Origin of the sequence: Shimia sp. R9_2, assembly GCF_017743735.1 — a bacterium.
Taxonomy (GTDB): Bacteria; Pseudomonadota; Alphaproteobacteria; order Rhodobacterales; family Rhodobacteraceae; genus Shimia.
Genome location: NZ_JAGHRO010000018.1, coordinates 1 through 12,612 on the forward strand (window position 1 = coordinate 1; position 12,612 = coordinate 12,612).

Sequence of the window (12,612 nt, forward strand, 5' to 3'; positions counted from 1 at the left end):
GGCCACACCCTCGACTTCGCCCCTGATGCTTCCACAGAGCTTCCTCGGCTTGCGCGGAAACGCCAAGAACCGCCCGAAGGCGGCGCGTAAATATTTGATCTTGCTGATATATTTTTGGTTGCGGGAGCTCGCTTTGGCCACAATTTGTCGGATGAACTTTTTGATGAAAAGTTGCCTTTAACACCTGCGCAAGCTGCGCTGGTTGCGGGGGCTCGCCGTAAGCGCTCCTTGTTGCATGTCGCTTGGGATATAGCGGTGGTTTCGCGACCTAAATTGGAGATCGATTATGATGCTCTCATGGGATTGAAGTCGCCGTCTCTCCCTTAGAGGACAACATGGCAAGCCAAGTTCGTAACAAGAGACCTGCACCTTTATCCATTCGTCTGACCGAAGCTGAACGAAAGCTCTTGAAGGAGCAGTCAGGATACATGCCGCTGTCCAGCTACATTAAATCTGTGGTGCTAGAGGGAAGCGCTCCATCTTATAGAAAACGTCGGCGCACCCCAGACCAGAACGATAAGCTGCTTGGTCAAATTCTGACTCGTCTTGGAGCCTCTCGTGTGCCGAACAACCTAAACCAAATTGCTAAGCACCTTAATCAGGGAACGTTGGTGATTGACGAAGCGCTGGAACAAGATTTGCGGGAGGCTGTTGAAGTTGTCGCTTTCGTTCGAGCCACTTTGACACAAGCGTTGGGGGTTGACAGATGATCTTGGTTGGTTCCCAACGTTCAGGCGCAATCGAACTGGCAAATCATTTGCTGAATGATCGCGACAACGATCATGTGACATTATTGGAAACCCAAGGCTTCATGTCCGAGGACCTACACGAAGCTCTATCGGAGGCCTATGCCGCGTCCAAGGCAACGCGTTGCAAACAGTATCTGTTTTCTCTCAGCTTAAATCCGCCCGAGGGTTACGAAGTCAGCGAAGAAGAGCTTCTGAAAGCGATCGAACGCGCAGGGGAAACACTCGGCTTGAGCGATCAACCTCGTGCTGTGGTTTTGCATGAGAAAGAAGGCAGAAGACATGCACATGCTGTGTGGTCTCGGATTGACGGCGACCAGATGAAAGCTATCAATATGCCGCATTTCAAAAACAAGCTGCGAAATCTGTCCAAGGAATTGTTTTTAGATCATGGGTGGCAGCTACCCAAAGGACTGCAAACTTACGGCGACAAGAGCCCGCTGAACTTCACATTGGACGAATGGCAGCACGCCAAACGTGTCGGTCTTGATCCACGCGAATTCAAACAGATGTTTCGAGAAGCTTGGGAGCGCTCAGATAGCCAGGCCGGTTTCAAAAACGCTCTGGAGGAAAAAGGGTACTTTCTGGCTCGTGGAGATCGACGCGGGTTCGTTGCAATGGACACGGAAGGGAACCTGTTCTCGATTGCAAAGTGGACCTCTGTAAAGGCCAAAGACGTGCGCAACAAACTCGGCTCACCTGAGAATTTGAAATCCGTTGATGAAACAAGAGCCTATCTCGATACCCGTGTTAGTGATCAGATGCGTGGCTATCTCAACCAATTCAAAGCGCGACAGAGGGAAGAGTTCTCTTCGCTTCATGCAGAGGTTAAAGCCATGACCAAAGCGCATCGTGTTGAACGTTACAAAATGCAGGTGGGTCAGGAGAAGCGCTGGCAATCGGAAGCAAAGCACAGATCGGATAGGCTGAACAAAGGCCTGCGAGGATTATTTGATCGTCTGACTGGAACAGGGAGGAAAACCAAAGACAAAAACCTACGTGAAGCCATACGCTGCGCCAAGCGGGATAGAGACCAACGTGATCGCTTAGTTATGGAGCAGATGAGAGAACGCCGTAAACTCAAAGAACGTCAAAAAGAGCTGAAAGAGAAACAACGAAAAGAAAGGCATTTGATGATGCGTGACGTTGTTTCCAGCCTCCGACGGTTGCGATCCGACACCGATAAATCACAAAGGCGCACGCGTCGCAGAGGCGTTGATTTGTCGTTGTAGATAGTGGAACTCTAGAACCTGAGTTTGACAAATTTTGTCAGATTCAGGCACAATGTTCGAATGAAAGTAAATCGAGTAGAAGCAATCGATAAAATTCAGAAAGCTATAGCTGAAGGTTTGGAGAGTGGGGCGTTCAGTTCATTTTCTATGAGAAGTTTTCTTGCCAATATCAAAAGGAAAACCCCTGATCTGCACTCAATTAGGAGTCGTAAGATTTAAAATCCTCTTTCCCATTTGTTGAATTTTGTAGCTAGGCTTGTTCTTGAATGGAGGATGACATTCACATTCTTGAATGTTGCCAGGTTTTTCGACCTGAGCAGTTTCACGATCCATAACGTTTTTGATCCCGAGTGTTAATTGCAGCGCAACTATTACAAAAATAGTGATGCCTGATCCATAAAACTGAAATTCAAAACTTGGCCCCTTATTTTCTTTTGGTGAACAATGTACACCTCCCTGTGTTAACATAAAATTCCTTTCTGAAAACAAGAAGATAACATAATGCGTGATAATTATGCAACATATATTTCTTTCACACTTGGAACCTTGCTTTCAGCTATTCCACACATCGTTGGTGCCTTTGATGCCGAACATCCGCTAGCTCAATCTGATCTGTGGGCTGTCTTTGCAATCGCTGGCATGATTTGCGCAGCTTCCCCAACTGTTTTTCGTACTTTTAGAGAGCAAAAAGAACTTCGAACGAAAATCGATGTACTGCTGTTTCAAAACCTGGAGGAAAGCTATCTTGGTTTTGCCAAAGTCGCGGATAAACAAATATTCCGCGATCTAAGAAACGCGAGAAAGGTTCAAAACACTTTCGTCGGTTTAAGAGCAGGCTCTGAGCAAGAAGATACACGCATCATTTCAACTTATAAGGGCTGGCTCAGACGAGCAGATACAGAATTATGGGAAGATTTGATCAGCATTAGGGAGTACTACTCTGGGCGTTTTAGAAAGATCAAAGTGCGGAACTACCATCTGGGAAGACACAGGATATTTGTACTCAAAGATGGGGTTACGCCTCTAAACTTCATTATTCAGAGAGACATGGCAGATGGCTCTGCCGATGTAGTTTACTTTGGCTGGATTCCAAATTTGGAACGCGAGAAAACAAGAATTTTTAAATCTACGGACCCAAATTTAATCCAGATGTTTAGTGATTACTTTGAGGCGCTAAAAGCTCAAAGCTGGAACACCGAGCTGGATTCATCTGATGAGCACTATAACGGTTTTGCGCTTGATCACAGCACAGACGAAATAGGCAAACTCGACAACGTGATATCGAGCCTCGTAAACAAGCAGGGTAAGTGGATGACCGTTGCTTTTGAAATGGGTGAAGAAGGTAACTTTGAGCAGATTCAAAGCGTATCGTTTTTTGAGCTTAAGTTTGTAGGCCCAAAAGTTCAATTACATCCTGAAATATATGATTCAGAAGGAAATAAGCTGCCTGGCTTTCATACTAAGGAGCCATCTTTTTATAAGAACAATGTATATTTTAACTACCACGTTCGGGATAACAATGCTCATGGTATTTGCCACTATCGCTTTTCCAGGCATGTATCTCTAGGTCCTATTTTAACGGGCGTTTTTTGCGATTCCGTCTCAAACAAAAGGCATGCACTAGTAGGATTTAACACTCAGTTTAATTCACGCGCGGTTCGAAACCTCTCGAAAGAAGATTTAAAACAACATATCGACGTTGCAAAAGAATTTTTCAAAGACAGAAGCGCTCAGGATATCAAACATCTCATTGAAGTATAAATCAATTCTTGCCCGTTGTTTTACACTTGTGACTCCGAGGGCTAGCCTTAAGAGCTAGTTATCGACTGTCGCTTGGGGTATAGCACCGGTTTTTCGACCAAAATGTAAGCGGTCGATGCAATTGCCCTCTTAGGGGTTCTCTAATTTCGGTTAGTGCTCGCTTAGAAGGGTCGGCACTGGAGCGATAGAGATGTAGCAGTAGCGTAAGGACAGGAAGTGGAGCGCTGACGAGAAGCTCATTTGATTAGCCCCCCTTAGTGGTTCAGTTTGAATATTAGTGCATGATTGGTGTTCATCCCGCTTTTGCTCCAGGCTTCATGCGACCCTTGAAGACTATTTACTTTCAATTTTGTCGATAGTGCTTCCAGTGCTACAGTATTCCAAAGGTGTATTGATTCTGACGCAAGCCGCTTTTCTACTAGATACTTAGCTGTATATCACCGTTTAGTTGTTTTCTGCTGCGCTTAGATTTGAAGCGAGCTTCAGCGTCTTAAAATTAGCCCCTAGGGCAGTGTTTTTGAGGTGCAATTGTGAATAATTTTTTTGATACATTCGTTGTTGAAGCCGCAACCAAACGTTACTTCTCCCAATTGACCGATCCAGTATCTGCATTCGAGGCGGTCATAAATTCAGAAGACGCGAAGCAATTGAATGCAATGGATGATATGTCACGCTATGTGAACCGCTTCATCCAGATGGGGCGCGCCGATCTTGCCGCCGAGTTTGTCAAAGATGCTTCCAACGGGGAAGTGCCGTCAGTTTCTGCGCTCGAGCGCATTATTGGGCACAATGAGCTGATGGGTGCAGCGTTTTTTTCGCGTGGTGCAACAGCGTCTCGAACGTTGGGGCGGATCGTCATCCGCGATGCCTCCCATCGAGTTCGCGGATATGGATCAGGCTTTATGATTTCGCCACGCCTGTTGATGACCAACAATCACGTTCTAAGAAATGCTGAAGTCGCCGCCTTAAGTTATATCGAGTTTGACTATGCCCTCGGAGTTGACGGAAGGCCCATGACACCTGTTCTGTTTGGCTTTGATCCACAGGTCTTTTTTGAGACGAGCCGGGCGCTGGATTTTACCATTGTCGCAATGGAACAAGTCAGTTCAAATGGAGAAGAAATCAGCAGCCGGGGATGGATGCACCTTATCTCAGACAGTGGCAAAGCGGTAGCTGGAGAACCAATAAACATTATTCAGCATCCGGGCGGACAAAGGCAACAGATTGCAATCCGAGCCAATAAGATTCTTAGGCCTATTGATGATTTTCTACTCTACACGACAGACACTTTGGGGGGGTCATCCGGATCGTTCTGTGCCAATGACCAATGGCAAGTAGCGGCATTGCACCATGCAGGTGTACCGGACAAAGACGAGTCAGGGCGCTGGCTAAAAAAAAATGGATCGGTCTATCAGAGAGGGGTCGATAACCCTAATACTATTAACTGGATCGCCAATGAAGGTGTGCGTATCAGCAGTATTGTTGCAGAAATGCGTTCACGCTCACTTAGTGCTGAAGAAGACTCACTGTTTGCTGCCGCCTTTGATCCGGCTCCAAGTTTTGAGACCCAATTCTTAGCAAACTCAAATTCTCCCGCACTAAGTTCCGAAACTTCTCCGCCTCAGCAGGGTATATCCATTGGTCAAGACGGGGTTGCTCGCTGGAATTTCCAACTTAGCTTCGGGCCAGTCGGGGACCCCAAGCAAAAAGCCAATTTCATAAACCAAAGCCCAATTCCTGACTCGCCACCCGCCCCTATCCCAGCGTATCAGTTACCCCTTCAGGCAGAGCAAATCGAGAGCGTTTTTGATCCTCGCGGTACGTACTACGACTCGGCTTCAGACAAGAAAAACGTCGACCAATACTATGAAGAGCTATCAGAGAAGTTGTCTAAGAAAGAATTGTTTTGGGCGCTGAACAGCCTTCTCAAAGACACGCACCACACGTCGCTCAGCTATTCCGATGCACGCCATAATCATCTGTATCCTTGGATTGACAGACACGAGGATGAAACCCTGCGGTCCATCTATTCGAACGATATCATGGCAGAGGAACTGTTCGTGGCTGAACGGGCGGCATTGGAAATTGCATTGACCCAGGTTGCAAGAAATAGTGAAATTACGCTTTTAGAGCTTACGCCGGAAAGAATCGATCTTGAGGACGCCGAACTTGAGGCAACCAATGTGTTCAACTGTGAGCACGTAGTGCCGCAATCCTGGTTTAAGGGCGAGGCAGAGCAACGCAAACAAAAGACTGATATGCATCATCTGTTCGCCTGTGAGAGCGGCTGCAACAGCTTCCGATCAAATGTACCATATTCCGAATTCTCCGAAAAAGAAGGGGCGGACCTTCAAGGAAAAGAAGTTTCGCTGGCCGAAGCATTAGAGGATCCGGACTTGGAAGCCTTTCGCCCCATGTGCGGATTGCGCGACAAGCGGCGATTTGAGCCCTCCGCCGGAAAAGGAGCCGTCTCTCGGGCAACTCTCTATTTCTTATTGAGATACCCAGGCGTGATCGGGGATGTAAAATCTGGAAGTAAAAAAGAGCTCACAAAATCGAGCGTGGGCATCCTGCTGGATTGGGCAACATCCGAACCACCAACACTCTACGAACTTCATCGCAACGCTGAGATTGCGAAGGTCCAAGGCAACAGAAATCCACTCATTGACCACCCCGATCTACTGCTGAAAATCGCTTTTGAGGAAGGGTTCGGGTGAATGGCGTAGGCCACCCTGATTGGAAAAATTACTCGCTCGACCCGCGTTTAAGTTGAAGAGACTTTGATTTGAGAAATTAGATATGTCGGTAAAAAAAATTTTTGGCGGTATGCTGGCGGCGCTCTGCGTGGCAACCATAGCCGTAGCACAAGACATTCGCATTGTAAGTTACAATGTCGAGAGTGACAGCGACACCAATGTCAACCTTGTAGCGCGTGATATTAAGGAGATAGGCAGCGCAGATATTTGGGGACTTCAGGAAGTAGATGGCTTTGATGCGATCTTCAAACTTCGCGAAGCTATGGATGCGCCCGATCGAGAAATGTGGTTTGAGCTCGGTCTTTCAGGCAAGTCCGACCGCCTTGCAATTGTTTACGATCGAATGCGCTTCAAAGCCGTAGAGGGGCCTGAAGAAATCACTGATGTCGGTGGGAGTCGCCCTCCGCTTAGAATGAAACTTGTCGACATCGAAACCGGCGTCGCTTTCAATGTGATCGTAAACCACTTTAATCGCGGCAATTCTAGCTTGCGTCGAGAGCAGGCCAAGAGGCTCCGCGATTGGATCAAACAAACGGATGAGCCAACAATCGCCCTGGGCGATTTTAACTTTGATTTAGAAGTTGAAGACTGGAAGCTCGGCCAACTCAATGGCAATCGAGCCTTTCACATATTCACGAGCACACCCTCTCCAGTCCTTTGGGCTCAGCACGAACCACAATTGACGACCCAATGCAGCCATCAATACAACAGCGTTCTGGATTTCATTTTTCTTGGAGGCTCCGCGCGGCTTTGGGATGCAGAGGTCACTTTGTTCTTCGCAGATGATGTTGATTATTGCCCCGACGAAAAGAAAGGTGGCGCAGATCACTATCCATTGATTGCGACGCTAAGCCCGACAGAGGTTTCAGGATTAGATTCTTCCAATGCTGACTTACTTAAGGAGATCTCACGTATCCAAGAACAGCTAAATTTGCTCCAGCAACGGGTTCAATCGCGCTAGTTGCGTTCGGATCTCTACTGCTTGATGATGAAGATTCATCGCGAGCCTAAAATCATAACGTTTGCAAATAGGAAATAAACCATTTTGGATTGCTTTTGGTCGTTTCGGGAATAGCAGAAAGCTCTCTTTTGTGAAAAGCACTGCGATCCAGTGCATATCCGTTGCTACTTGGGAATTCTCTTTTAGATCGATCGTTAGCATCGATCCGCGTGTGTATCGGCGAAGGTCGAAGCGTCCTGCAGACAAGGAACTGCGTACCAAGATGAAAGAGCTGGCGTCCGAGCCGCGTCGGTATGGTTATCGCCGCCTGCACATCCTGCTGAAGCGCGAGGGCTGGGAGGTAAATTGGAAGAAGCTGTACCGGATTTACCGCGAAGAAGGGTGAACGGCTCGTAAACGCGGCGGTCGCAAGCGCGCAGTCGGCACCAGAACACCCATGGCGATCCCATAAGGCCCAAACCAGCGGTGGTCGCTCGACTTCATGTCGGACGCGCTGGAGGATGGTCGTCGGTTCCGCGTTCTGAACGTCATCAATGACTTCAGCCGGGAATGCCTAGCCGCCGTGGTCGACACATCTATCGGCGGTGCGCGTGCCGCCTGCGAACTGGACAAGATCGCCGAGCTACGCGGCTACCCCTGTATGGTGGTCTCGGACAATGGCACGTAACTGACTTCGAACGCGACGCTGAAATGGCAGGAGGAGCGAAAGGTCGGCTGGCATTACATTGCTCCCGGCAAACCCATGCAGAACGGCTTGGTGGAAAGTTTCAATGGAAGGATGCGCGAGGAATGCCTGAACGAACACTTGTTCCCGTCTCTGCACCACGCCTGCCATACGATTGCGGCATGGCGCAACGACTACAATCACAACCGGCCTCACTACAGCCTCGCTGATCTGACGCCATTAGAATATGCTAACCGGTCAGAATAGGACCAAAACCTGAACAGAGCTAACTGAAAAACGCGGTCTCTATGGGGAGCAGGTCAACTTCAGTTTACTATCGAGGACTTGTATATCACAAAGACACGCGAGGCGCAAAATTATCCTAAACGTGTATTTTTTACTGAACATTAAATTTAAGATTGCACAACACCCTTGCTCTCGTTACGTTCCAACCGAACACGAACCCAAATGCAGAGGTTCGAACTAAGTGCAGCGCCGAGATGTGGCTTTTCTGGTTAGAGATGCGCAGTTGGGAGCAGCTATTTGTGCGATGTTGAAAGATCAAGGCATTCCAAAGATGGACAAAACAAAAGTTCTTTCTCAAATCGCGGGCACTTACGACCTTCCAACTAAGAGCAGATGGTTAAAATTGTGCTGGTTTCTTTTCCTAAGCACCTCAATCTCCCTAACCGCCATGTTTGTTGCGTTTATTGGTGAGCCGGTGCCAGTGATGGTGGTTGTAGCTATTATCGTGCTGTGGTTGACTAGCGCATCGATTTGGATCGGCATTAAAAACGTCAAAAGGATAGTAATCTCACCTAACGAGATTTGCTTTCAGCCCGTCAATATTGCCGTTCAAGACAATGACATCGTGCTCATAAAACAATTCGATCAGCTTGGAACACGTTCGAAGTGTGTAATGCTCGTATCTCGGTCTGAGTGGAAGATTTACCTTGGGGCCCTCTATTGGGCCGGCAAAGAGCTTTCGTTTTGGATCCCAAGATAAATCACAAAACTCTAAATAGAAATTCGACTTAGGAGGCATCTCTATGCCCGCAGGATATTACTTGAGCGCTCTAGTGGGCTATGCAACGAGAAACCTTCCAAGTTTGGTCAAGATGTCACCAAACGAAGCGCTAGGTTTTCAGATAGGGGCATACACCTCTTCATCTGTGACAGCCCTTACTTCGGCATTAGACGCGGAAGATTGGGCATCTTCTGGAATGACGAAGGGTGACGCAACCGCTCTAGCGCTTGGCATAGCCGCTGGTATCATAACAAGCGCCTTGCTTGCTGCTGGCACTCCGGTTGCTGTTGGAATAGTCGCCAGCACCGCCGCCGCGCTCGCTACTGAATTTGCTGCAAGCCAATTTATCAAGCACGTCTATCCAAAACTCCATGCCGCTTGGGAAGGGCTGGTGGACATCTCCTCCGACTTCCTTGACGCTTCTGTGGATTACTTAGCCGGAGTTTCTGACGGAATTGCCGAAAAAATCGCCTCGTCAAAAGAAGCAATTGGTAAAGCACTAAACAAATTTTCGGAATACATAAGCGATATTATCGACAACATAGACGAATTCCTCGAAGAAGCCACAGAATGGGCGCAGGACGCTTGGGGGGATGCATCCGAGAAAGTCAATAGTTGGCTCGACGATCTAGATTCGTTGTTCAACCCACCACCTCGAGATCCATTAGTGATCGATTTAGATGGTGACGGCATCGAGTTGACATCGCTTGCTGGATCAAGCGTATTTTTTGATCTGGATGGCGATCAATTTGCCGAGCGAACTGGGTGGGTTAGCCCAGATGATGGTTTGTTGGTTTCTGACAGAAATGACAATGGCACCATCGATAATATTTCGGAACTAATGGGATCGCAAAACGCGACGGGTTTTTCTGAACTCGCAGAGTTTGATACAAATGGCGACGGGGTGATTAACCAGTCGGATACGGGCTATTCCGACCTGAAAATATGGCGTGATTTAGATGGCGACGGAGTCAGCGGCACGGGTGAGCTTTCGACTTTGAGCGATGCTGGCATTTCAGAAATCTCATTAAACAGCGAAGAAGTACGAGAGGTCGTAAATGGAAACGACATCGTAGCGAAAGCAAAAGTCCGCTTTGAACAAGGCCACGAAACAGAGGTTGGAGAAGTTCTGTTCGATTTGTCCCAAGCTGAAACCTCTTTTAAGTTAAGTGAAGACTTCAAGTATGACGCTGAAGTATTTTCTATGCCTATGTTACGTGGATTTGGTGAGATTCCTGACTTAGCCATTTCCATGTCTTTGAACGGTGAACTTAAGCAAAGTGCAAAGGACCTGATCGCAAACGTAAGGCATCAAGGGCTGGCAAACCTTGACCAAAAATTTGGTGACTTTCTCATCGAATGGGCAGATGTTGAAGATGCTGAATGGATGAAAGATACAGGCGATTTGACGGCCGCGCTTGTCTTTGACCTCGACGACTATGACAGTTACAATTTAGGCTGGGCAAACGGCGATAGCCCAGCAAGACCGGAAATAAAAGGCTACATCTTTTTTAATCCAAATACCATTTTCTCAAATAGCGGTGATGAATTTCGAACATCAGCATTAGAATGGCTTATTGACAATGGCCTTTATGCCCCGACGATAGAACAGGGCCCTGTTTTATTGTCAGGAGTAAGCTCTAACAATTCAAGCGGTCGACTTACGCACATCGACACAAGTTTAGTTGCACCTACGGTAAATGGTGAAAGTGATGGCGATCAAGGGCCACAAAGGCCTATTGATTTCATACGAATTACAAGTTCCGACCTTGCGATCGATGGCTCACCCAACATTTCTGGGGGCTCCATTGCTATTGCAGTTGAAGAGCACTCCCCTCCACTAAGCGCCGCTGAGTTAGCCTTTTTACAAAAACTAATGGGACAAGATTATTCCCGCGGCTTCGGGACCGGCAATGTACTATCTGAACGCAATGTCATGCTATATGACACAGAAGATGACCAGTTGGATGATTTAGCGAAGTCTTTTGAGAATGCCCGAGATCATATGTCATCTCGCTTTTTGGTACAATCCGCAAGAAACATTGTTGCAGCCGAAGGGGAAAATGCTGATCTTGGTAATTTGGCTCCATTTGCAGCGTTGGAAGTCAATCCGTATCAAAACGACAAAATCGTAGGCGACGCAGCAAAGTTCGTACGAGATCTCATAGAGATCCACAGAGACGGAAGCTCGAGTACTGATGGCGATGCGCTAAAGATTTTGGCGAAATTCGTGAATGATTTGCCGGAAATTGCCGCTGAAGTACTACTGCAATTCCCCGATATCTCGGAAACTACAGTGAAAGATGTTCTCGGAATAAAAGGAGACATTAAGCGTGGATCTACCGACGGCGATACTCTCCAGGGCCAAGGCAACGATGTCATATTGTCTGGAGACGGAAATGATCAACTACACGGTTCCAATGGATCCACACTAATCCATGGCGGCCAAGGCGACGACACAATCATGGGAGGTGCGGGCTCAGAGACTATCCTGTATCACCTAGGTGACGGTAATGATGTAATATCTGATCACACCTATGTCGAGAGATGGGCTGATACGCTGTTCTTACAGAATGTGTCGGTAGGAGATGCTTCGTTTGCGAATGCAGACGGTGGAAATTTGGTAATTTCATTTGAGAACGGCCAACGCATCACTGTTGTCGGCCACTTTTTAAATCGGGTACAAGACATTGAATTTATAGAGTTTTCTGATGGGACTGTATTGGACGTATACACGATCTCGCAAAAAACCTTCATCGATACGAATGGTGACGGAAATGATTATGTCAGAGGGGGCTATCTATCCGAGACTATTTCAGGCGGAACCGGAAACGACACGCTGAATGGCGGTGATGGGGCCGACACCTACCGTTACACCTTGGGTGACGGCAACGATGTGATCACTGACTTCAGCTACTTCTCAGACAACGACCGCATTGTGCTGACGGATCAGGATGCAGCAGATGTCACCTTCTTGCAAAATGATGACCACGACTTAGTCATCACCATGAGCAATGGCGATACGCTGACTGTGATTGATCACTTCGCCAATATTCAAGAGGACATGGAGGAGATCGAATTTGCTGATGGCACCGTGCTTGATCTCGCAGGCATCACTGCAAAATCCATCGCTGATCAAAATGGGGAAGGAGACGATCTCGTTCTGGGGGGCATCGGCGACGATGTGTTCTCAGGCGGAACCGGAAACGATACGCTGAATGGCGGCGATGGGGCCGACACCTACCGTTACACCTTGGGTGACGGCAACGATGTGATCACTGACTTCAGCTACTTCTCAGACAACGACCGCATTGTGCTGACGGATCAGGATGCAGCAGATGTCACCTTCTTGCAAAATGATGACCACGACTTAGTCATCACCATGAGCAATGGCGATACGCTGACTGTGATTGATCACTTCGCCAATATTCAAGAGGACATGGAGGAGATCGAATTTGCTGATGG

At 47.7% G+C, this 12,612-nt stretch carries 7 protein-coding genes and 1 pseudogene; all 8 read left to right on the forward strand.

Features of this window, described 5'->3' with window-relative positions; translation table 11 throughout:
- Positions 1-335: 335 nt before the first annotated feature.
- The gene (gene mobC, locus J7400_RS20975; RefSeq protein WP_247738968.1) at positions 336-710 is read left to right on the forward strand and encodes a plasmid mobilization relaxosome protein MobC; all 375 of its coding nucleotides are present in this window, start codon (positions 336-338) and stop codon (positions 708-710) included.
- Positions 707-1,978: a relaxase/mobilization nuclease domain-containing protein gene (locus J7400_RS20980; RefSeq protein WP_209066125.1), complete on the forward strand. Its 1,272-nt coding sequence runs from the start codon at positions 707-709 to the stop codon at positions 1,976-1,978. Before mobC ends, J7400_RS20980 begins: the two co-directional genes overlap by 4 nt.
- 501 nt (positions 1,979-2,479) lie before the next feature.
- Positions 2,480-3,739 (forward strand): hypothetical protein, encoded by a 1,260-nt coding sequence (locus J7400_RS20985; protein WP_209066126.1) that lies wholly within the window; start codon positions 2,480-2,482, stop codon positions 3,737-3,739.
- A 530-nt stretch (positions 3,740-4,269) separates the two neighbouring features.
- Positions 4,270-6,456, forward strand: a complete 2,187-nt coding sequence (locus J7400_RS20990; protein ID WP_209066127.1) for an endonuclease — start codon at positions 4,270-4,272, stop codon at positions 6,454-6,456.
- An 82-nt stretch (positions 6,457-6,538) separates the two neighbouring features.
- Entirely contained in the window at positions 6,539-7,456 is a 918-nt protein-coding gene (locus J7400_RS20995) for an endonuclease/exonuclease/phosphatase family protein (RefSeq protein ID WP_209066128.1), read from the forward strand.
- A gap of 199 nt (positions 7,457-7,655) precedes the next feature.
- Positions 7,656-8,387 (forward strand): annotated as a pseudogene (locus J7400_RS21000) (IS3 family transposase); the annotation flags it as partial.
- A gap of 235 nt (positions 8,388-8,622) precedes the next feature.
- Positions 8,623-9,126 (forward strand): hypothetical protein, encoded by a 504-nt coding sequence (locus J7400_RS21005; RefSeq protein WP_209066129.1) that lies wholly within the window; start codon positions 8,623-8,625, stop codon positions 9,124-9,126.
- A 43-nt stretch (positions 9,127-9,169) separates the two neighbouring features.
- Positions 9,170-12,612 (forward strand): calcium-binding protein (locus J7400_RS21010; protein WP_209066131.1); only part of this gene is annotated, 3,443 nt, incomplete at its 3' end.

Coding starts and splice junctions, on each gene's coding strand:
- mobC (WP_247738968.1), top strand. CDS start 336: ATGGCAAGCCAAGTTCGTAACAAGAGACCTGCACCTTTATCCATTCGT.
- J7400_RS20980 (WP_209066125.1), top strand. CDS start 707: ATGATCTTGGTTGGTTCCCAACGTTCAGGCGCAATCGAACTGGCAAAT.
- J7400_RS20985 (WP_209066126.1), top strand. CDS start 2,480: ATGCGTGATAATTATGCAACATATATTTCTTTCACACTTGGAACCTTG.
- J7400_RS20995 (WP_209066128.1), top strand. CDS start 6,539: ATGTCGGTAAAAAAAATTTTTGGCGGTATGCTGGCGGCGCTCTGCGTG.